This is a genomic window from Flavobacterium adhaerens, assembly GCF_040045115.1.
Taxonomy (GTDB): domain Bacteria; phylum Bacteroidota; class Bacteroidia; order Flavobacteriales; family Flavobacteriaceae; genus Flavobacterium; species Flavobacterium adhaerens.
Map to the genome: position 1 here is coordinate 239 of NZ_JBDLZX010000016.1, position 24,298 is coordinate 24,536.

Consider the following 24,298-nt stretch of genomic DNA (forward strand, 5'->3'; position numbering starts at 1 on the left):
ATTGACTTTACACCAGCGTTGAACTACAACGGTCCGGTAAGCATTAGCTATACGATAACCGATGCCGATGGCGATACCTCGACAGCGGCAGTTGCCTTCAATGTAACATCAGTTGACGACGCACCAGTAGCAGGAGCCGACAGCCCATCCAACGTAACGGAAGACAGCGGATTAAGCAATATCGCAGTATTAGGGAATGACAGTTTTGGCGGTGACGGACCAAGCACGGGCAGCATCACCGTAACTCCGATTTCAGCATTAGTAGGAACAGCGGTAGTGAACAACAATGGCACTCCGAACGATCCAACCGATGATACGATTGACTTTACACCAGCGTTGAACTACAACGGTCCGGTAAGCATTAGCTATACGATAACCGATGCCGATGGCGATACAGCAACAGCGACAGTTACGTTCAATGTAACGTCAGTTGACGATGCACCATTAGCACAGAACAATGCGTACAGCGGATTGGAAGATGCGGTTTCTATCACAGGAAACGTAATCACTGATACTGATGCAGCAGCAGGACTGGACAGTGATTTGGATTCAGCAGCGTTAACAGTTCAGTATTATACCATCGCAGGAATTGCAGGCACGCAGGCAGTAGGATCGGCAGTAACGATTCCAAGTGTTGGAGACATCACTATACTGGCAGACGGAAGTTTAACTTTTGTACCTGTAAGCAATTACACAGGAACAGTTCCAACAGTTACTTATACACTAACAGACGGCGCTCTGACCGATACAGCCGACATTGTTGTCAGCGTAACAGCAGTTAATGATGCGCCGGTTGCACAGAACAATGCGTACAGCGGATTGGAAGATGCGGTTTCTATCACAGGAAACGTAATCACCGATACTGATGCAACAGCAGGACTGGACAGTGATTTGGATTCAGCAGTATTAACAGTTCAGTATTATACCATCGCAGGAATTGCAGGCACGCAGGCAGTAGGATCGGCAGTAACGATTCCAAGTGTTGGAGACATCACTATACTGGCAGACGGAAGTTTAACTTTTGTACCTGTAAGCAATTACACAGGAACAGTTCCAACAGTTACTTATACACTAACAGACGGCGCTCTGACCGATACAGCCGACATTGTTGTCAGCGTAACAGCAGTTAATGATGCGCCGGTTGCACAGAACAATGCGTACAGCGGATTGGAAGATGCGGTTTCTATCACAGGAAACGTAATCACCGATACTGATGCAACAGCAGGACTGGACAGTGATTTGGATTCAGCAGTATTAACAGTTCAGAGTTATACCATCGCAGGCATCGCAGGGACTCAGACAGTAGGATCTGCAGTAACGATTCCAAGTGTTGGAGACATCACGATACTGACAGACGGAAGTTTAACTTTTGTACCTGTAAGCAATTATAACGGAACAGTTCCAACAGTTACTTATACACTAACCGACGGCGCTTTGACCGATACAGCTGATGTTGTTATCAGCGTAACGGCATCATCAGGATTTAGTATTCAAGCAAATAAAGACGATGCAGGAATTGTAGACGGAAGCAAAGCGTCAACAGGGATCTTCAATGTACTGACAAATGATACATTTAACGGATTACCTGTTAATGCATCAGATATGATATTAACAGCAGATCCAAATGCTAATTTTATATTTAATTCGGATGGAACGATAGATACTTTAGCCAATATTCCTGGAGGTACATATATCTTAAATTACAACATTTGTGAAAAAGCAAATCCTAGTAATTGCAGTAGCTCTACAGTTACAGTATTTGTATCTAGACCAAACATTGCGTTGGTGAAAACAGCTCATTTTAATGATGAGAATGGGGATGGTTATGCACAAGCAGGAGAAACTATTACTTATAGTTTTGAAGTGGCAAATACAGGAAATGTTCCTTTAACTAATGTAACTATAACAGATCCGTTACCGGGAGTTTTGATGTCGGGAATTCCATTATCATTGGCAGTAGGTGAAAGTAATACAACTCATTTCAAAGGGGAATATTCTATAAAACAAGTGGATATCAATTCAGGATCTGTTTCAAATCAAGCCATAGTTTATGGTACGAGTCCAGACGGAATAAGAATAGAAGATAAATCAGATGATTTAAATTTGGGCGATGATAATCCTACGGTACTTTTGGTTTCAGGATGTGCAATAGAAGTATTCAATGCGCTTACAATTGATGGAAGCGGTCAATATGATAAATTTTATATCAGAGGATTGGAATGTTATCCTGATAATTCGATAAAGATTTTCAACCGTTGGGGTGTATTAGTATTTGAACGTGAGCATTATGATAATATAAATAATGCATTCAAAGGGATTTCTGAAGGACGAGTGACAGTTGAAAAGTCACAAGAATTGCCAGTAGGAACATATTTTTATATACTGAAATACACGGACAGTAATTCTAATACTTTAGAAAAATCAGGTTACTTGTATTTGAACAGAAAATAATAAGATAAGTTCCAAATTATAAATAAAAAACTTCACATGAAAACAAAAATAATAGGGTTGGTAATAATGCTTTTCACCATTGTGAGTTCAGCACAGCAAGATCCTCAATATACCCAAAATATGTACAACACAATTGTTGTTAATCCTGCCTATGCGGGCTCTAGACAAGCTATGAGCATATTCGCTTTGCACCGTAATCAGTGGGTTGGAGTAGAAGGAGCTCCTGTTACGAATTCATTGTCTATTAATACTCCTATAAGCGAGAGTAGAGTAGGCTTGGGTTTATCTGTTATAAATGACCAGATAGGCCCCTCTGTTGAAAACAACATAGCAGTTGATTTTTCCTATACTATACCCGCTTCACAGAGATATAAAATGTCTTTTGGATTAAAAGCTAGTGCCAATTTGTTAAATGTTGATTTTGGAAAGCTAAAGTACCAGCCTGGTGATCCCAATCTGTACGAAGATAATATTGATAATAAATTTTCACCTAATGTTGGAGTCGGATTCTATTTGCATTCTGACAATAGCTACATAGGGATATCAGCACCCAATTTAATTGAAACAGAACATTTTGATAAATCAGCAGCTTCGGGTTCTGCAAGTCATATTGCCACCGAGAAGATCAATTATTATTTGATTGCAGGTTATGTATTTGATTTGAGTACTAGTGTAAAATTAAAACCATCATTGCAAACTAAATACGTTCAAGGAGCCCCGCTTCAAGTGGATGTAAGTGCCAATTTTATGATGAATGAAAAATTCGTGGCAGGATTAGCTTACAGGTGGAGTGCCGCTATGAGTGCTATGGTAGGTTTCCAAGCCAGCGATACATGGTTTATAGGGTACAGTTATGACTTTGATACTACAGAATTTGCACGATACAATTCAGGTTCACATGAGATCTTTTTGCGATATGAATTATTTAATAAATACGACAAAATTATTTCTCCAAGATTCTTCTAAAAATTACGCTTATGAAAATTAGAAATATAGTTTACAGTCTGTTTTTGAGTGCTTTCTTTTTACAAGGATTTTCACAAAAAACAGTTGTCAGCAGAGCTGAAAAGGACTACGATCGTTTTGCCTATGTAGATGCCATAGATAATTATGAGAAAGTAGCCGAAAAAGGATATCAGGATGAGAAAATGTTCCAAAAGCTTGGAAATGCCTATTATTTTAAAGCGGAATTACCACAGGCTCTTAAATGGTATGACCAACTGTTTGCGGTATATCCCAATCAGGAACCAGAGTATTTTTACCGCTATTCACAAGCATTGAAATCAACTGGGGATTATGTCAAAGCCGATCAAATATTAGAACAATTCAACCAAAAAACGGGTAACGATAAACGCGGAATACTTTTTAAAGAGAATAGAAATTACCTAGAAGAAATCAAAGCCAATTCAAGCAGATTCCAAGTTGTGGATGCAGGTGTGAATTCAAAATTTTCAGATTATGGGAGTTCATTTTTTGGGACAAAGTTGGTATTTGCTTCGGCTAGAGATACTGGAGGGGTTTCTAAGAAAGTATTCAAATGGACTAATAAATCTTTTACTAATCTGTATTGGTCAGAGATGAAACCCGATGGGGAAATGGGAACGCCGGAACGTTTTGAACGTAAGATCAATTCTAAGTTTAATGAATCGACCCCTGTGTTTACAAAAGATGGGCAGACGATGTATTTTACCCGAAACAATTTTCTAGAAGGTAAAAGAGGAAAAGATGCCAATAAAAACACTTTGCTTAAACTTTACAAAGCCACAATTGATAAAGAAGGAGAATGGAGAAATGTGACTGAATTGCCGTTTAACAGCAATAATTATAGTGTAGCGCATCCAGCTTTGAGTGTTGATGAAAAAACTTTATATTTCGCTTCTGATATGACAGGAACATTAGGACAATCAGATTTATTTAAAGTTAAAATAAATGAAGATGGGACTTATGGTGTTCCAGAGAATCTTGGACCCGAAATCAATACAGAAGGCAGAGAAACCTTTCCTTTTGTTTCTAATGATAACGAATTGTATTTTGCAAGTGACGGGAGACCTGGCTTAGGAGGATTAGATGTTTTTGTAGCCAAAATTGAAGTTGACCAAAGCTTTTATGGTATACAAAACGTAGGAGAGCCAATAAATAGTAAACAAGACGATTTTGCATTTTTAATCGACAGCAAAAATAGAAATGGATTTTTCACTTCGAATAGGGAAGGCGGAAAAGGATATGATGATATTTACCGATTTGTAGAGAATAAAAAATTGATTTGCGAGCAAACCCTCATGGGACTTGTAACTGATTTGGATTCGGGTCAAATACTTCCAAATGCCAAGATAAGTTTGTTTGATAAGAACTTCAAACCTCTTCAAGTGATGCAGACAGATGCACAAGGGCATTACAGTTTTCCAGTGGATTGTGGTAAAACCTATTATGTAAGAGGAGAGAAAGAAGAATATCAAACCAAAGAAGCATCTGTTACAACTAAAATATCCAGTGGCAGTAAAGATTTTCCTTTGGTTCTAGAGAGACGCATAAAGCCAATAGCTGTTGGAACTGATTTGGCTAAAACATTGGATATTCCTCTCATCTATTTTGATTTAGACAAGTCTTTTATTCGCAAAGATGCAGCTTATGAGCTGGCTAAAGTGCTGGAGGTGATGCGTCAGTATCCAGAGATGAAAATCGAGGTGCGTTCGCATACCGATAGCCGTCAGACAGCAAAATACAACAAAATATTATCGGATAAGAGAGCCAAGTCCACAGTAGATTGGCTGGTAAAGAATGGAATCAATTCGGTTCGGTTAATAGGGAATGGCTTCGGAGAATCTCAGTTGGTAAATCATTGCGCTGAAGGAGTAAAATGTTCCGAAGAAGAGCATCAAGCTAATAGGCGAAGCGAATTTATTATTGTCTCGATGAGATAATAGTTTTTACTTCCTAGTACAAAATAAAAAAAACTGTAAGTGAATCTTGCAGTTTTTTTTAATAGCAATGTGGTCAAAAATGGTTAGTTATTTTTTATTTTAAAATGCTTTAGCCGAATTGAAGAGAGCATTGGCTCTACTGTGTAAATTCCACCCAAATTATTTTAGTATTCCACATTGCTCAATTATGCAAATGATCTAAAAGGTTTGGGTATTGTGCCGTTAGGACAAGTTCAAGTTATTTATGCAATAGAAAAGAAATTAATGTTGACTTTTCTAAAAAAAAGCCTACATTTGTTTTATGTTATTTTACTAATTTTGTTAGTGTACCTATAGGTAACCCTGTTCTTAAAAAGTCTGTGTACTCCCATATTTACTGGGATTAATATAAAGGTTTTAGAGCCTCTTTCTCCGCAAAATAACTTACAAAAGTTATCAAAACCTCAAAAATCCTATGATTTTTGGGGTTTTTTATTTTACGGAACTTTCAAATTATACATTCTTTATCAAATTTCAAGGAGCAAAATCGAGACCCTGAAAAAATCAAAATATTGGGTCTCGCAAAATGACAAGCTGACGAAATCAAACACCTGATTTTGCTGGGGGTTGCACACCAGTTGTAAGCACTATCATTTTTTGAACATCTTGCAAATAGACAAACCTTATTATAACTTATTTGTATAATTTAAAGGTTACCGAAATGAAAGTAAAAACCACCTTGCATTTTTATGCAAAATCAACAAAGAGCAATTCAATAGGATTATTTCCAATTTATGTTAGACTGACAGTAGATGGAAAAAGATTAGAGTACAGCACTAAAAAATTCATCGATCAGTTAAAATGGTCGAACGAACTAAGCAGGATGAAGGGAAATTCAGAAGAAGCACGTTCAATAAATAGTATACTTGATCATATTAAAAACAAAGTCAATGAAATTCAGTTTGAGCTATTAAAAGATGGGGTTTTATTTACAATAGATGAATTTAAAAACAGATTACTTGGCACAAAAGAAAGAACCCGAACGCTTATTCCAATCTTCCAGGACCACAACAACAAAATAAAAGCACTTGTAGGCAAAGAATATGCTCCAGGCACTTTAGAACGATATGAAACATCATTAAAGCACACCAAAGACTTTTTGTTATGGAAATACAATGTATCGGATATCGATATCGTGAAAATTGACCATGCCTTTATCTCCGATTATGAATTCTATTTAAGAACCGTCCGAAATTGCGCCAACAACACAGCCGTTAAATACATTAAGAACTTCAATAAGATCATTAAAATCTGTTTGGCCAATCACTGGTTGGAGCGAAATCCTTTTGCCAATTACAAATCAAAAGTAAAGGAAGTAGAAAGAGTATATCTTACGGAAAATGAAATCCAGGAAATAATCAATAAAGATTTTGGAACCGATAGACTTTCATTAGTACGCGATATCTTCCTTTTTAGCTGTTTTACAGGACTTGCTTACATAGATGTAAAGAATCTTACTAAATCACACATCAGCTACGGAATAGACGGTGAAAAGTGGATATTTACACACAGACAAAAAACAGAATCAGCCTCTAAAATACCAATCCTTCCGGTTACCCAAATGCTTATTGATAAATACGAAGACCATCCTCAAAGCAATAATCAAGATAAACTACTACCTATTTTTAGCAATCAAAAAATGAACGCCTATTTAAAAGAGATTGCAACAGTTTGTAAAATCAACAAAGAACTTACTTTTCACATCGCCAGACATACTTTTGCCACCACAATTACTTTAACAAACGGTGTGCCTATTGAATCTGTCAGCAAAATGCTTGGTCATAAAAATTTACGCACCACTCAGCATTACGCAAAAGTCCTGGATAAAAAAGTTGGAGAGGATATGAAAATTCTAAAAGACAAATTTTCAAATATCGAAATTGGCAACAATTTAAAAACAGCTAAATAATAAATGTAAAAATCTTAATAATATTTGTAAGATATTTACAAATTAAATTATATCTTGCGCAACAATTTAACATCAATTAGCTGGAATTGATATTAAATGACTAAAAATTCCAAAAACAAATTTACATTCTATAAAACCAAGTATTAGTTTAAAACTATAGAATTTTTAGTGCCTATTATGAAAATTTCCTATTTGCTTGAATGTTATGATGTAGTCTTTCGTCAAACAATTTCTCCAATTGCTGAATCAAATAAAACTATTATTGAAGAACTGAGTCATAATGAAAAAAACTCATTTCGTATTTATGAAATAGAATTTGGGAAAAACAAAAACAATGGCGGTCTGAAAATTTGCCAAAAGATCTACTCCTTACACCCAAAAGTTCAAGATTTAGAATTGAAATCAATTCTTCATTTTAGTGAATTTGTGGAATATATTCCGGCATTAAAAACAATAATCAAATTTACCGGCGAACATATTTTCATCGCAAAGCATCCAGAAAGCCCAAATAAATTTTATGTCTATGAAAAATGCACAATAAGTGAAATCCCTCTCTTGGAGCATTATTTACTCTATACGCATCAATTTCTAAAAAAAGAAAACCTCAACATTAAACGAGCAATAAAAGAACAAGTTTTTAAGTATAAGTCAAATGTAAAAATTGAACACTTTATTCATAAAATTCAATTGGCTTTAGAATCTCAACTACAATTGCTAATAAAACATATAGAACCCAGAACCAAAAAAGAAATTTATGAATATTCGAATAAATTCGACAAAATAGATTGTTTAAAATGTCAATTTTCCCATCTGGAAAGACTGCTTATATTTCTTGAAAGGGAATACGCAGATTATTTAAATAACAAATCGATGGTTCCATACAGGACTGTTATAATCGATGAAGTTGAAATTGCTTCCAATTCGGAATATGCTATCAACTCATTGCTGTCAATGGTTATCGAAAAAGAGTTACTGCAAATTATTTTTGAACCATTATTAAATCTAAGTAATTTACATGACCACGAAAAAATCAGTTATTACCAATACAATTACTCCAAAAAATACATAAACGATATTGCGCAGTTTATATACGAAAATCCAAACGGAATTACTCAAAGAGAATGGTGCAATTGGTTAATCGAAATGGAAGTTAATATGTTTGCTTTTTTCGATTATATAACTTCAATTTTGAAAAAGGAGTTTAATAATTGCGAAACCGAAATGGAGAGATTGGAATTGATGTTTCATTATTTAAAATTTTATAACCATTCCAAAAATAAGCCGGGAATATCATACCAGGAAAATCTTCCGGAAATAAAATTCCAAATTTATACATGGCTCGAAGAGGAAATAGATTTCCTTTCCAGAAAAAGAGAGCTTGCAAAAAGTATGGAACATCATAATGATAGTACAAGAAACCAAAATAAAATACACCTTAATCTTTCTGTTGCACAGTTGGGCTATACACTTAGTTTGATGGTTAAATCAGGCTTGATAAAAAATCACAGCATAAAGGACCTGCTTCAGGTAGCCACATCAATATTTAAAACAGATGCGACTGAAACAATTTCCCTAGATAGTTTGCGAAATAAATTTTACGAAGTAGAAACAAGCACTGCTGAAGCTGTAAAAGAAAAACTTGAAAAGATTTTAAATTTTACGCAGCTGTAATATTTCCTTTAAAATTCGATATCCAAAACCACGCATTTTAAGCAAATCTTCATCAGAAATAAATAATAATTCCGATAAAGTCTGAAGATTATTCAGCTTCATAAAAATTAACAACTCGTCGCTTGGAGTAAACTCTAAATTTGTTTTCATAAACTAAATTCAGCAGCCCAAAAGTATAAAAACAAGCTGCGTGGGACATCTGTCATCAGCCACAGAGGTACCGCCAAGCACCCACAGCACACGATTAACAGAGCCCACGCATTGCGTAGGCGAACAGTTAATTCGTGAGCTGATTTAGAATTTTTTGGCGGTTTTCTGTGGCTCTACTTAACTTTCGCTATATGTATTGAGTTTCACTCAATTATTTTATTCTCGCACAAATTTAAACAAATACCCTTATTTCAAGTCATTTTAGCAGAATATAAATAAAAAACTAATTATTTTTTTAAGTGATTACTGCACTTTGTGGGGGTTGTAACCCCTCTGTAACTGTTTTGGTGTAACCAAATTAATTCTATTTGCCATTATAAATTTTAAAACTAAAACTAATGGCAATCGAAGTACTTACAAAAGAAGACTTGAATCAATTCAAAACAGAATTACTATCTGCAATTTCGCAACTGATAAATGCAAATCCTCAAAACAAACAAAAATGGCTCAAATCAAAAGAAGTGCTGGAGTTGTTGACGATCTCCCCAGGTACTTTACAAAATCTTCGGATAAATGGAACATTAACCTTTACCAAAATCGGCGGAACTATTTATTATGATCAAGACGATATTAATAAAATATTGGAACGAAATAAGAAAGCCGCTAAATTGACGCTTTTCAAATAATTCATAACTTTTTGTTTAATTATTATGAACTATATCAAACATCTTTCCGGATTCTTTCAAAAAATTAGCTACGATACCGATCTAAATCCCACCCATGTCAGTTTATACATGGCATTATTTCAAACATGGAATGTCAATCGTTTTCAAAATCCGATAAGTATTACTCGAAATGAAATGATGCGGATTAGTAAAATATATTCTAAGGCAACCTATCACAAATGTATTAACGAATTACACCAAAAAGAATACATAAAATATGAGCCTTCCCACAATCCATTCAAAGGAAGTTTAATCTATGTAAACAGTTTAGAAATAAACGCAGAGCAACTCAGTAAGAAACAACAGAGAAAATCAAAAAATGAACATCCTTTTGAACATGTTACTGAACAAGTAGCGAACAAGCACAAGACAAGTACCTTACCAACTCCTAGACAAGCGCTGGTATCTTATATAAACAATACAAACAGTACAAACGATAAAAACATCGAAAACGGGAACACGCTCGAAAAAAAAATGAAAAGGAATAATTCAGAAGTTCAGGAAAATACATCTCCGGAGAAAAAGAAAAAAAAGTTGCGCGAAAAAAAAGAAATTGCCCAAAACATTCCTCCAAAATTAGAGGATGTCAAATCATACTTCCTTTCGCAGAAAATTGATGAAATCGAAGCCGAAAGATTCTTCAATCATTTTCAAAGTAATGGGTGGCTCGTGGGTGGAAAGTCTAAAATGTACGATTGGCAGGCATCGGCCAATAATTGGATTTTAAATCTACAAAGTTTCAAGTCACACAAAATTGCTATTTCAAATCCGGAACCCGGGAATTTAAAAACTTCAAATCAAAAGAAATACGATGAACCCTTATAGCGAAATTCAAAAAACATTTGTGGTGAAAAATGGTGTCAAAATGTACGACTTCGACAAATGTTTACTGGCGTTGCAAAATATTGGACATTATCACTTTGGCTACCAATTCAAAATTTACGAAGAGGATATTCCGGTTATCCGCAAGCTAATTACTTATGCCATTCGAGATTTAGAGACCACCACAAAATTAAACCTAAATCCAAACAAAGGAATCATATTGTCGGGACCAGTTGGATGTGGAAAAACCTCTTTGATGTTTCTCCTCAATTATTTCTGTTCACAAAGCTACAGTTACAAAATAAAACCTTGCAGGGATATTGCATTTGAATTTGCCTCCATCGGTTACGATGCTTTACTCCCATTCACCAAAAAAGAATACAAGCAAATCAAACTAAACAGCTATTGCTTTGATGACCTTGGAACCGAAAAGCAAATAAAACATTTCGGTAACGAATGTAATGTAATGGCCGAAATAATACTCAGTCGTTATGATTCATTCATCCACGAAAAATCACTAACACACGTGACCACCAACCTTTCGGCTTCAGAACTCGAAGCGTGCTATGGTGACCGAGTAAGATCTCGTATGAGAGCAATGTTTAATTTGATTAGTTTTATGCCAAATTCAATTGATAAGCGATAAATTAAGTTTTTATGAATCCAATAAACCACCCAATAAAAAGGAATACTAGTTGAACTAATTCCTTGTTTATTTATAGATATATAGTTCGAAATTAAATTGCCTAAAAAAATAGTTAATGATTTCAAAATCAATTCGTAAATCTCAAATTGCATCAAATCAAATTAAATTATAAGGAATTTCATTGTTTTTATGGTTTTCCGTTTTCCTCTTCCATAAATATTCGATACTTTTAGCAATTATTAACATTAAAATTAATTCAAAAAAACATTAGTGTTCAATAATTATTAAACAGTATAAATTCAAGAAGCTATTGTATCAAAAAAATTATGAAAATAATATGGGAATCAAAATAAATTTCTCTTAACTAGGCATGATTTTCTTCTAAATAAAATAGTATTCAGGAATTTTAAAACATATTTTCTTGTTCAAGCAATAATATAATTAGCATAATTTCAACTCTTAAATATTAAATGGATCATACCGTACACAATAAATTAGTTTCTTTCATTTGGTCAATAGCAGACGACTGTTTGCGCGACGTTTACGTTCGTGGGAAATACCGCGACGTAATTTTACCCATGGTAGTATTACGCCGTTTAGACGCCCTATTAGAACCAACAAAAGAAGCCGTATTAGAAGAATTAGCCTTTCAACGCGATGAAGCAGGATTTACCGAGTGGGACGACAAAGGCTTTACCGATGTAACCGGATATGTGTTTTACAATACCAGCGAGTGGACCTTACAGCGCCTTCACAATACCGCGACTAATAGCCAACAGTTGTTATTGGCCAATTTCGAAGACTACCTGAACGGATTTAGTTTCAACGTAAAAGAAATTATTGAGAAATTCAATCTGAAGTCGCAAATCCGACACATGGCAACTAAAGATGTGTTGTATGATGTCTTGGGCAAATTTACTTCCCCGGATATCAATCTAACACCTTTTGAAAAAGTAGACTCTAGCGGTAAAAAACTGCCGGCACTAACCAACTTAGGAATGGGCTACGTTTTTGAAGAATTGATTCGTAAGTTCAACGAAGAAAACAACGAAGAAGCCGGAGAGCACTTTACCCCTCGTGAGGTAATCGACTTGATGACCCACATTGTTTTCGACCCGATTAAAAACAATTTACCACCGGTAATGACCATCTACGACCCGGCTTGTGGTAGTGGGGGGATGTTAACCGAGTCACAAAACTTTATCGTAGATCCCGAAGGCGAAATCAAAGCCGTGAATTCCGATGTGTATTTGTTCGGAAAGGAAATCAACGACGAAACCTACGCCATCTGTAAATCGGATATGATGATCAAAGGGAACAATCCCGAAAACATCCGTGTAGGTTCTACCTTATCTACCGATGAATTTGCAGGACAATATTTTGACTTTATGCTGTCAAATCCGCCTTACGGAAAATCCTGGGCGAGTGAGCAAAAATACATCAAAGACGGAAAAGAGGTTATCGACAGCCGTTTCCAAATTCGTTTAAAAAATTATTGGGGAATTGAAGAAGATGCCGATGCGATTCCTCGTTCTTCTGATGGACAGTTGCTGTTTATGATGGAAATGGTCAACAAAATGAAACCCCTTTCACAAAGCAACCTTGGGTCGCGTATCGCTTCGGTGCATAACGGAAGTTCTTTGTTTACAGGTGACGCCGGAGGAGGCGAAAGCAACATCCGCCGTTACATCATCGAAAACGACTGGTTGGAAGCCATTGTACAATTACCGAACAACCTGTTTTACAATACTGGGATTACCACTTACATCTGGATTTTATCCAACAATAAGGCTGCCAACCGCAAAGGAAAAGTGCAGCTGATTGATGCCGGACAAATGTACCGTAAACTGCGCAAGAACTTAGGAAACAAAAACTGTGAGTTCTCCCCAGAACATATTACGGAGATCGTAAAAAACTATACCGACTTAGAAACGGTGGAAAGAACTGCTGAAGACGGTATCGCTTCCAAAGTATTTGATAATGCCGATTTTGGCTATTACAAAGTAACTATCGAACGCCCGAAACGTTTAAAAGCACAGTTTACCGCAGAACGTATTGCCGATTTGCGTTTCGATAAAGGCTTAAAAGACGTTATGCAGCAAGTTTACACCAACTATGGAGAAAAGGTCTATGAAGATTTAAAACCTTACAAAAAAGAAATCCTAGACTGGGCTGAAAAAGAAGGTTTTGATCTGAACAAAAAACAGGAAGAAACCCTTTTGAAAAAAGAAACCTGGACCAAACAATTGGCAATATTAGAAACCGCTACTTTGTTACTCAATACAATAGGCGACCAAGAATACAACGACTTTAATATCTTCAAAACAAAAGTGGATGAAGTCTTAAAAGCCGAAAAAGTAAAACTGAGCGCGACCGAAAAGAACCAAATTCTCAATGCGGTAAGCTGGTACGACGAAATGGCCGAAAAAGTGATCAAAGGCACCGTAAAACTATCAGGCGAAAAACTCGACCAATTGCTACACCAATTGGATTGTTCAGTAGAAGACCTACCGAATTATGGTTATTATTCTAAAGATATCTTAGGTGTCACCTCGAGCATGTCACCTCGAGCGGAGTCGAGAGGCGAAGTGTCACTTAAAAAAGACGAATACCTAACCTACGAAACCGACAGCGATTTGCGTGATACCGAAAACGTACCGTTAAAAGAGAATATATACGACTATTTCCTAAAAGAAGTACAACCCCACGTAGCCGAAGCTTGGATCAATTTGGAGGCTACCAAAATTGGCTACGAAATCTCGTTCAATAAATATTTCTATCAGCACAAAGCCTTACGCTCGTTAGACGAAGTAACAGCCGATATTTTAGAACTAGAAAAACAAAGCGATGGTCTCATTCACGAAATCTTAAACTTTTAGGCATGGCGTCGGAAATTTTAATATACCAAACCGAAGACGGAAGCACTAAAATTCAAACCCGTTTAGAAAACGAAACCGTTTGGTTAACACAAGAGCAAATGAGTGAACTTTTTCAACGGGAAAGAAGCGTGATTACCAAACATATTCGCAATGTGTTTCAAGAAGGCGAATTAGACGAAAAAAGCAATGTGCAAATTTTGCACATTAGTGGTTCAGACCGACCTGTAAAGTTTTACAACCTCGATGTCATCATATCGGTAGGATATCGTGTGAAATCACTCAGAGGTACGCAATTTCGTATGTGGGCTACCCAACGCTTACGCGAATACATCGTAAAAGGTTTTACCATGAACGACGAAATGCTGAAAGAAGTCGGAGGCGGTAATTATTTTGAAGAATTACTCGCTCGCATTCGCGACATCCGTTCGTCCGAAAAAGTATTTTGGCGCAAAGTCTTGGATATTTATGCCACCAGTATCGATTATGATCCGAAAGCCGAAAGTTCGCTGCAGTTTTTTAAAACCATACAAAACAAAATGCATTGGGCGGCCCATGGGCAAACCGCTGCCGAAGTAATTTACAGCCGTATTGATAGTGCTAAACCTTTTTTGGGCTTAACTAATTTTAAAGGCGAACAGCCTACCAAACAAGAAGTAGCCGTAGCCAAAAACTATTTGAATGAAAACGAGTTGAACGTTTTGAACCGAATGGTAACCGCCTATTTAGAAGTGGCCGAATTGCAAGCCTTAAACCGCAAACCCATGTACATGAAAGACTGGTTGCAACGTGCCGATGATTTTTTACAAATGACAGGAAACAACATTTTAACCCATGCCGGTACCGTAAGCCATACACAAGCGCTCGAAAAAGCACATTCGGCCTACTTGGCGTATAAAGAAAGTATTAAAAACGACTTGTCAAAGGCCGAAAAAGATTTTATAAAGCATTTAGACCAAACCCAAAAACAACTCAACCCAAAGAAAAAATAGTATGATAGCAGCAATAAAAAACAGCTACGAAGGCTATAAAGATTCGGGTGTAGAATGGTTGGGACAAATACCGGAGCATTGGGAATTGACTCGTTTGGGGTCATATTTTATTGAAAGAAAAACAAAAGTATCTGATAAAGATTATGCTCCATTATCTGTAACTAAAAATGGAATTTTACCTCAATTAGAAAATGCAGCTAAATCTAATGATGGTGATAACAGAAAATTGGTAAAAAAAGGTGATTTTGTTATCAACAGTAGGTCAGACAGAAAAGGTTCTAGTGGAATAGCTTATGAAGACGGTTCGGTTTCATTGATTAATATTGTAATGAAGCCTTTAAATATCAATCCTGTTTTTTGTAATTATTTACTAAAAAGCACGGCTTTTGTTGAAGAGAATTATAGAATTGGTCATGGTATAGTTGCCGACTTATGGACAACTAGATATGATGAAATGAAGAACATTAAAATAGGTATTCCAACAGCAAAAGAACAAACCGCCATTGCTGCTTTTTTAGATTACAAAACCGCAAAACTCGATCAGGCCATTGCCATCAAAGAGCAACAAATTGCCTTACTCAAAGAGCGCAAGCAAATCATCATTCAGCAAGCCGTAACCAAAGGAGTTCCCGCTCCTTTGTCAGCTCGAGCGGAGTCGAGAGCAAAACTCAAAGACTCGGGTGTGGAATGGATTGGTGAGATTCCGGAGCATTGGGAAACAATTAAATTTAAATATATAATTAGAACTAAGGCTAGATTGGGTTGGAAAGGATTAAAAGCACATGAATATGTAGACGAAAGTGAGTTTAAGTTTTTATCTACCCCGAATATAAAACATGTTGATATTGATTTTCAAAAAGCATACCACATAACAAAATTTAGATATGAAGAATCGCCTGAAATAATGCTTGAATTAGGTGATGTCCTACTTGTAAAAGATGGTTCCACTTTAGGTATTAGTAATATCGTAAAATATCTTCCCTCAAAATGTACTGTGAATTCATCGATAGCAGTTTTGAAAATTGGAGATAAAAATATTTTGGATCCATTTTATTTAAATTATTTTTTGAAAAGTACAACAATGCAAAATTTAATTGAATTAAAAAAAGACGGTATGGGAGTTCCTCATTTATTCCAGTCGGATATCAATAATTTTAGTGTTTTAATATTACCAATTGATGAACAAAAAATGATTGTAGAATATATTGAAGCCCAATCCTCAAAAGTCGACCAAGCAGTTTCCATCAAAGAGCAGGAAATAGAGAAATTAAAAGAGTATAAAATGAGTTTGATTGATGCGGTGGTAACGGGGAAAGTGAGGGTTTGTTAAATATGACACAGTTAATAGATCCAAACGATATTCATTCAGCTGCTGACAGCTGGAGTGGTTTTATATATCAAGGGAAAGTGGCTTTATATCACGTCTTAAGACTTTTAATCGAAGATGTTAACGCTCCTAATTATCAATTACAATTAGATTCATTAGAAGACTTTGCAATTGTTGATTTTGATATTAAACCAATAACACTTCATCAGGTAAAAGCGATGAAAAGTAATCGTTACAACGATTACAAAGAGGCATTTGAAAAATTAGAAAAGAGGATCGCGGATTTTCCCTGTAATGAAGCTTATTTTCATTTAGCAACTGCAAATCAAAAAAGCAAGGCTGATATAGAATCACTACATCCGACTATTAACGTTTACGGATATCTAGATGGTAATTCGTTTTGCTCTTTAGATTCTATAGATCGAAGTATTGAAGGACTAATTTCTAGCTATTTTGTAAATAATAATTTTAATCATTTAAACAATCCAAACTACAGAATTATTGTTAGAAATTGCCTAGAGGATATCATTTTAAGTCAGGTAATTGCTGTTCATGCTTGCAATCATCGTAGGAACGGATTATCAATAAATGAAGGAGCATATCATTTCGTTATCCCTTTTACCAACTTTATTGAAATTTTAGAAGCGAATCTGAATAATAAGCTAAATGACGAAAATTATTTTCTTTGTTTAACTAAAGCTGATATAAATAGATACTTTCAAGAATTTTGCTTGGAACTTGAAGACGATGAAGAAGTATTAGAAGAAGTAAAACAAAAACTGGATAACTATTTAATTAAAATTAATGCTTTGACTGACCTAGAGATTATTCAGTTTATAAAAAGTATTATACCTCACAGGGAATTTAAATTAGATAATATAACTGAATATAAAGACCATAATATCCAGGAAAATGAATTTAAAGATGCTTTTTTAACATGTTTACAAAGTTTAAGAGAAAGTGACAACTCAAATAGTGGAGAATTTGGATGGATATGCAATGATGATAAACGTTATTATTCTACATCAATAATTGATGGAGAGGCTACAAAAAATAAAGTTTGCAAAAGAATATTAAAAAACATAACGGATAATGACTTAGACATTCCATTCAATAGTCACAGATTAATTACCGCTAGTATTGATGTTACTTCCTTAGAAATGGAGACAAATAAAATCATAAATATAGAAGAAGATCAAGAAATAATTGATAAAAATCATACTAGAATTACTTCTTGGGGCAAAGTTTCATTAATTTCTTTAGGCAATGCAATAACTATTTTAAATGAAGACAATAATTAATTCAATTTTTCAAGAAAAGAATTTTATCCAATATGAATTATCAATTGGAAATCTATTCACGTACCCTCCAGAAAGTGGTAAAATTTCATATTGGCTAGTCGTCGAGAATAATGATTTTAATATTTTAAATAATCAAAACGATTTTTTTGATGAATGCAAAAAAAGTTTAAACACTGGAGAACTAGATAAAAATTCTTCATTAATTATATTATCAAAAGTTGAAGAGGATGTCGATTTAAAAAATCTAAAAGACAAAATTCTACAAATTGAAGAAGACCCATTTCAATTTAAGAAATTTGTTTTGTACTATTCTGAAAATGAATTAAGTGCTATTCAAGAAGAGATTAGAAGTAATGGATTATCTCCCCTTAAATTTATAGAAGGTCAAATAGTGAATTCGGAATGTTTTTCAAAATACAAAGAAGATCCAAAACTATTTATATGGCAATCATTGGTGTATAGAATTTCCCACAAACTACCTTTTGTCGACATAAAAGTTCAGCAAGACAACGGACTTCAATCTTTATTTGACACAAACAAAGCTAAAATTGTAAGCAAAGGATTTTCAGAGCTTGATACATTAATAGAGGAAGCCTTTTTAGATTTATCAGATGAAGATTTTACTGATTTAAGTTCTGAGGACATGTTACAAAAACTAACAAAAAGTCAAGAAAATGAAAATTAAAAAGCTACAAATACATAATTTTAAAGTCTTCCATAAAGTTGTTTTTTCGTTTGAAACACCTAATCTTATCATGTTAGATGGTCCAAATGGCTTTGGAAAGACCACTCTTTTTGATGCCATAGAATTGTTATTAACAGGTCAAATTAGAAGATATTTAAAATTAGGAAATACTGTAATTAAAGGTTCTCAAAAATTCACTGAAAATCCATTTTATAATTTGTACGGTAATGGTGAGGATATTGTCATTAGTGCTGAAATTGAAGTAAGAAACGAAACAAGAATTCTTGAAAGAAGAGCGATAGGTACTTCATTACCTAATTCGCATACTTTTGAATCATATCAATTGTATGAAAAATTGAATTTCAATGATCAAAAAGGAGAACTTGTATCCAATGAAGTTGTATATCTTGAAGCACTTTTAGGCAAAAATTATAAAGAAAATTTTGAATTCTTAAATTACGTTGAACAAGAGGATAGTATATATTTATTAAAAAATAAAGATAAAGACAAAGAAAATAATATTGCGCATTTATTCAATACCGAAAGATTTGAGTATAGAATAAAGAAGCTGACTGAAATCAAAGACAAATTATTAAAGTTATGCGATAAACCCTCAAAAGATAATTTAGATTTTAAAAAGGTAGAATTAGAAACTTTAAAAAATCAATTGGCTTCAAAAGAAGAAGTACAATATACTAAGCTATTTGAAAGTCAGGAATATGATTGGGATAGAAAAGAATTATCATTTGCTACAAATAGATATTCAGATTTATTAGATGAAGATGGAGTACTAACTAAAATAAAGGATTTAGTAGCCCACAAAGAATCTTTTTTAGATTATAAGTACAATCTAGATATAGATAAATTGGTAGAACAACATTCATCTTTGGAAAATCTTTTACGTTACTTGTTTTTTTTAGATAAAAAAGATGAGTTTAATAAAGAAAAAGAACTACAGGACTCACAAAGAAAGTTTCAGTCATTTGTGGAAAATTTAAATATTGATATAATTAAATCGGGTGATATATTATTGAATCCTGAAAAGTTATTTCCTTTAACAACTAATCCAATTTTTTTTGAAAATTTTAATTCAGAGTTAGAATTGCTAGAAATAAGTTCAAAAGAGCTTTCTGAATTATCAAATATCAATACTAATCTAGTTACATCAAGGAATTCATTAGTTACAAAATTTTCAGAATTTCATAAAGTAACAGAATCTATTGGAGAATGTGTACTCTGTGGGTATAACTGGGAAGAAGTCGAATTTCTTCATAAAAATATTGAAAAACAAACAGAAAAAATTAATTCGTTAATAGATACCTCTTCACATAATTTAGCTACGAAAATAGAAAAATTCAAAGACAAATATCTTTTTGTAGTTAACCAATCAATTGTGGTACATACACATGAATTCAATATTGATATTGATTTTATTGATAATCTAAATTCGCAGAATGATCAGTTACTTAATTCTCTTAAATTAAAAATAGATTCTTTTGGGATAGATTTAAATAATTATCTAAATACTGAGCCCAAAATAGATTGCATTCTTAGGACGCAAGAATTAATTACAGAACTTACAGGTAAAAAAAGAAAAGTTGATAACAATGCTTTGAAACCTTTTTTTAATGATATCCATGCTCAATTTTTCGCATTACATCAATTAAATTTAAATGATTTTAACCTTGAACAGATTCAGAACAAAATCAATTATATTAATTGGCAACATTCTCTTTTTCAAAGTAGCACTTATCGAGATAAATCAATCGAATTTCTTTTGCTTGAGGACCAATATAAGAAGGCAAAGGAAAAGACAGATGATCTCAAAAAACTTATTGATATATATAGAAACTCATTAAAGAAGTACAATCAAAAACTTATCGATGATATTGAAATTTTGTTTCACATCTATTCTGGTCGAATAGTTCAGGATTTTCAGGGTGGTTTAGGACTTTTTATTTCGAACAAAAATGGGCTTAAGTTCCAAACTGATCCATCTAAAAGTTATGATGCTGTCTTCTCTATGAGCTCCGGTCAATTATCAGCTTTAATCATTTCATTTACTTTAGCATTAAACAAAAAATATTCGAAAAATAAAATATTATTTATTGATGATCCAGTGCAAACAATGGACGAAATTAACATTGTAGGGTTTATTGAACTTTTGAGGAACGAATTTTCAGAACATCAGATTTTCATGTCAACTCACGAAGATATGATGTCAACTTTTATGAGATATAAATTTAAAAAATACGGTTTATCTCAAAAAAGAATTAATGTAAGGGAAATTTCTACAGTTGAATAGAACATAATTGAGTATAGAAACAAATTTTGTTGGTTTTGATTGATTTGGTAATTGCTGGAGTGTAAAAGTTTTTTAACCGATGTAAAATGTAACCTAAATACATATGGAAGTAGCTTTAGAACAAAAAGCGAATAGAATTAACGAGAATGTATTTTCAAGAATTGTAAGTGTCAAAGAATTTTTAAGTAATGAAAACTTAACAATTCCTATTTATCAGCGTCCTTACAAGTGGAATCATGTAAATGTTAGCCAGCTTGTCAATGATATAAAAGCGTTTAAAACCAAACCACTATATAGGTTTGGTACAGTGGTTATTCATAAAGAGGAAGATAAACCGGAATACAACATTGTTGATGGGCAACAACGCAGTATCACCATACTTTTAATTGTATTAGCACTTATTGAAAAGTACAAGGTACTAGATAAAAAAAATGAAATAAAACAGGAACTTTTAGAACTAGAAAAACAACTGGTAACCTTTCATTTTGATCACCCGGTTAGTCAGCAAAATGTATTTCACAATTACCAACATATCGTACGATTGGTTTCAGATTTTGATGACCATTTGGTGAGTTTTTTGTTGAATAAATGTCAGTTTATCGAATTCAGATTAACGGATATTTCCGAAGCTTTTCAGTTTTTCGACTCTCAAAATTCGAGAGGAAAGGACTTGGATCCACATGATTTATTAAAAGCCTATCACCTTAGAGAATTTGATGAGTTAGAAAATAAAATAAAACTCCAAATTGTAAACCAATGGGAAAATGCCAATGACGATGAGTTAGCCCATTTGTTTGCACAATATCTGTATAGAATTAAGGGATGGTCAAGTGCCGAATCGGCTCGTGATTTTACCAAAAATGAAATCTATTTATTTAAGGGTATTAATATTCACGAATTGAATCAATTTCCATATTCAAAATCGCTACGCATATTGCACCATTTTGTCGATGATTACAACAATAGCTTTCACAGAAAAATTGACCAAACCTTTTATCAATTTCCTTTTCAATTAGATCAAACCATTATTAATGGACGTCGTTTTTTTGAAATGATTCATCATTACTATGAGGTCTTTAATACAATGGTGAAGAGTATTAAAGATAATCCAATACTGAATCCACAAAGCCGTAAAATTCTTGACACTATTGATAATTACGAGGGATTAGGCAGAACCGGTGATTCCTATACACGTCTTCTGTTTGATACCATCCTAATTTATTACGTAGATAAATTTGGAGAGAATGATATCAATACTGCGATTCAATACTTCTTTATCTGGGCGTTTAATTTGAGATTATCATATCAAAGTTTACAGTTTTCATCAGTAGACAACTATGTGTTGGCGAATAATATGTTCAAAAAAATTAAAGACTCGTTTACTCCCCAACAGGTTTTGAGAGAGAATTTACAGGTTACGCAACAGCCTTGGGAATCGAAGACTCAAAAAATTATTGAACTATTTGTAGAATTTAACTTTATCCAAAAAAATGCGTAATTCCGAAGAAATCATTCCTTTTTCCTTAGATGAAATTTTTAAATCGGGTGAATACAGTATCCCTATTTACCAACGAAATTACGCATGGAAAGAGGGACAAATTGTGCAGCTTATCAATGATGTGAATGATTTTGCTATAGCCGAAAACAAACAAAATTATTACATTGGAACACTTGTCGTTTACAAAAGAGAAAGAGACGCTCAAGCATATTATGAAACTATTGATGGGCAACAACGTTTAACAACTCTGAATATTTTGTATGCTGTGTTAAAAAATGTTTTTGGTTTGGGAGATAAAATTCCAAACTTTAAGAAAACAATTTTAGAATTCGAAAACAGAATTACTTCTAGTAATGCTTTAGATTTTGCTTTCAAGGGTAAGTTTGAAAATTATGCAAAGTATAACACGGCTATTGAAGATGCCTATAAAATAATTGAAAAGGAACTTAAGTCCTTGTTTAATATCCATGACAACCAATCCAACGATGATTTATTAAACTTTGTAAAATTTTTGAATAATTATGTTGTCATCCTAAGAGTTGAAGTACCGAAGGAAACCGATTTGAATCATTATTTTGAAATAATGAATAATCGTGGTGAACAATTGGAGAAACATGAAGTCTTAAAGTCACAGCTGTTAAGCTATCTTGAAAAGATTGAGGATCCAACGGAAAAAGAAACTGCCAAAACCCTTTTTACTACTATTTGGGACGGATGCTCTCAAATGGAGCGTTACATTCAATATGCTTTCCATAAAGACCAAAGAAGTTCTTTTTTTGGAAACACTTGGAATGAATTTCTACTAAATGAATTTGATGATCTCATTGTCAAATATAAAAGACCTGAAAATAAAGAGTCCGTTACGATTGAAGATGTCTCAATAAAATCAATTATTGGGAATCCAAAATATGCAAATATTGTAGTTGATAATACTTCTGAAACACCCGAAAGATTTAATTCAGTAATTAATTTTCAGAACTTTTTATTACACTGCTTATTGATTTTAAAGGAGGATAATGAATTCAAGCTAGACGACAAAAAGCTTATTAGTAATTTTGATTTCTTAAAAAAACTGCGTGTTGACGAACAAATACAATTCGTTAAGGAGTACATTTTTTGTGTATTAAAGACGAAATTTCTTTTGGATAACTATGTGATAAAAAGAGAGTTTATAAACAACTCAGAAAGTTGGAGCTTAAAAAAGTTACATTTTTACAATGATAAGTCGCAAAGCTACATTGGTACTTTCGGTACTGAAGAAAACGAAGGAGACAACAGGACTTTAATATGGCTATTGAGTATGTTTCATACGGTAGCTCCCAATATGATGTATAAGCATTGGTTAAATGCAACACTAAAATATTTACATACTAATTATTCTATAACTGGTATTGATTCGCGTTCCTATATCGCTTATTTAGAAAATTTTGCAACACAATTAATTTTTAATAGGTTTTTGGCTGACAATCAAAGTGATTACTTCAATATTATTTATGATACAGAATACAATGCTACATTAGATAATAAAACTATAAATTGGAGTAAATTGAGGTATTCGAAAGTGGAGAATAATTTAGTTTTTAATTATATTGATTATCTTTTGATTAAAGAGATTTTGAATGAAGGGTTTTCAGAGATAAAAGGAATAAAATCATTTGTTAGTAAATTCGAATTTACATTTAGAAGTTCTGTCGAACATTATTACCCTCAAAATCCAAAAGAAGGTTTTGGGAAATTAAAAGAAGAACATTTACATTCTATTGGCAATTTAACATTGATTAGTCATAGTAAAAACTCAGCAATGAACAATTATATGCCTAAAGCAAAAAAAGAACATTACAGAGATGGTACAGTCGCTGATAGCGTAAAGCAATATATTATGTTTAACAAATATCCAGATGCCTCATGGGGTTCTAGTGATATTGAAACCCATGAAACTGAAATTATCGAATTGTTAAAAAAGCAATTAAACTAACCAAC

17 protein-coding genes are annotated in these 24,298 nt (G+C 33.6%); 16 read left to right on the top strand and 1 reads right to left on the bottom strand.

The window, feature by feature from the left end:
• The 5 genes from ABEB18_RS16280 to ABEB18_RS16300 all read left to right on the top strand — a co-directional run.
• Positions 1-2,451, top strand: a 2,451-nt coding sequence (locus ABEB18_RS16280; protein WP_348800395.1) for a tandem-95 repeat protein, incomplete at its 5' end; no start/stop codon positions are given.
• 36 nt (positions 2,452-2,487) lie between these two features.
• The gene (locus tag ABEB18_RS16285) at positions 2,488-3,417 is read left to right on the top strand and encodes a PorP/SprF family type IX secretion system membrane protein (RefSeq protein WP_348800396.1); all 930 of its coding nucleotides are present in this window, start codon (positions 2,488-2,490) and stop codon (positions 3,415-3,417) included.
• A gap of 11 nt (positions 3,418-3,428) precedes the next feature.
• Positions 3,429-5,372: an OmpA family protein gene (locus tag ABEB18_RS16290; protein ID WP_348800397.1), complete on the top strand. Its 1,944-nt coding sequence runs from the start codon at positions 3,429-3,431 to the stop codon at positions 5,370-5,372.
• A gap of 700 nt (positions 5,373-6,072) precedes the next feature.
• Complete coding sequence (locus ABEB18_RS16295; RefSeq protein ID WP_348800398.1) at positions 6,073-7,320, top strand: site-specific integrase; 1,248 nt, start codon at positions 6,073-6,075, stop codon at positions 7,318-7,320.
• Between the two features lie 177 nt (positions 7,321-7,497).
• On the top strand, positions 7,498-8,991 hold the full coding sequence (locus ABEB18_RS16300; RefSeq protein WP_348800399.1) for a hypothetical protein: 1,494 nt from the start codon (positions 7,498-7,500) through the stop codon (positions 8,989-8,991).
• Here ABEB18_RS16300 and ABEB18_RS17475 read toward each other — a convergent pair.
• A complete protein-coding gene (locus ABEB18_RS17475) occupies positions 8,971-9,141 on the bottom strand; it encodes a DNA-directed RNA polymerase subunit alpha C-terminal domain-containing protein (protein WP_369077091.1) in 171 nt (56 codons plus the stop codon). The genes ABEB18_RS16300 and ABEB18_RS17475 overlap by 21 nt on opposite strands.
• 398 nt (positions 9,142-9,539) lie before the next feature.
• Here ABEB18_RS17475 and ABEB18_RS16305 point away from each other — a divergent pair, with 398 nt between their 5' ends.
• The 11 genes from ABEB18_RS16305 (at position 9,540) to ABEB18_RS16355 (ending at position 24,293) form a co-directional block, all read left to right on the top strand.
• Entirely contained in the window at positions 9,540-9,827 is a 288-nt protein-coding gene (locus ABEB18_RS16305) for a helix-turn-helix domain-containing protein (RefSeq protein ID WP_348800400.1), read from the top strand.
• A gap of 24 nt (positions 9,828-9,851) precedes the next feature.
• Entirely contained in the window at positions 9,852-10,691 is an 840-nt protein-coding gene (locus ABEB18_RS16310; protein WP_348800401.1) for a transcriptional regulator, read from the top strand.
• Positions 10,678-11,334 (top strand): P-loop NTPase family protein, encoded by a 657-nt coding sequence (locus tag ABEB18_RS16315; RefSeq protein WP_348800402.1) that lies wholly within the window; start codon positions 10,678-10,680, stop codon positions 11,332-11,334. The genes ABEB18_RS16310 and ABEB18_RS16315 overlap by 14 nt, the downstream gene beginning before the upstream one ends.
• A gap of 470 nt (positions 11,335-11,804) precedes the next feature.
• Entirely contained in the window at positions 11,805-14,213 is a 2,409-nt protein-coding gene (locus ABEB18_RS16320) for a type I restriction-modification system subunit M (protein WP_348800403.1), read from the top strand.
• A 2-nt stretch (positions 14,214-14,215) separates the two neighbouring features.
• Positions 14,216-15,202 carry a virulence RhuM family protein gene (locus ABEB18_RS16325; protein ID WP_348800404.1) on the top strand — a complete coding sequence of 329 codons (987 nt, stop codon included), beginning with the start codon at positions 14,216-14,218 and terminating at the stop codon, positions 15,200-15,202.
• Position 15,203: 1 nt separating this feature from the next.
• A complete protein-coding gene (locus ABEB18_RS16330; RefSeq protein ID WP_348800405.1) occupies positions 15,204-16,532 on the top strand; it encodes a restriction endonuclease subunit S in 1,329 nt (442 codons plus the stop codon).
• A 2-nt stretch (positions 16,533-16,534) separates the two neighbouring features.
• Complete coding sequence (locus ABEB18_RS16335) at positions 16,535-17,830, top strand: ABC-three component system protein (RefSeq protein WP_348800406.1); 1,296 nt, start codon at positions 16,535-16,537, stop codon at positions 17,828-17,830.
• Entirely contained in the window at positions 17,814-18,515 is a 702-nt protein-coding gene (locus tag ABEB18_RS16340) for an ABC-three component system middle component 1 (RefSeq protein ID WP_348800407.1), read from the top strand. Before ABEB18_RS16335 ends, ABEB18_RS16340 begins: the two co-directional genes overlap by 17 nt.
• Positions 18,505-20,820: an AAA family ATPase gene (locus ABEB18_RS16345; RefSeq protein WP_348800408.1), complete on the top strand. Its 2,316-nt coding sequence runs from the start codon at positions 18,505-18,507 to the stop codon at positions 20,818-20,820. Before ABEB18_RS16340 ends, ABEB18_RS16345 begins: the two co-directional genes overlap by 11 nt.
• A 103-nt stretch (positions 20,821-20,923) precedes the next feature.
• A complete protein-coding gene (locus ABEB18_RS16350) occupies positions 20,924-22,318 on the top strand; it encodes a DUF262 domain-containing protein (RefSeq protein WP_348800409.1) in 1,395 nt (464 codons plus the stop codon).
• On the top strand, positions 22,311-24,293 hold the full coding sequence (locus ABEB18_RS16355) for a DUF262 domain-containing protein (RefSeq protein ID WP_348800410.1): 1,983 nt from the start codon (positions 22,311-22,313) through the stop codon (positions 24,291-24,293). Before ABEB18_RS16350 ends, ABEB18_RS16355 begins: the two co-directional genes overlap by 8 nt.
• Positions 24,294-24,298 lie beyond the last annotated feature (5 nt).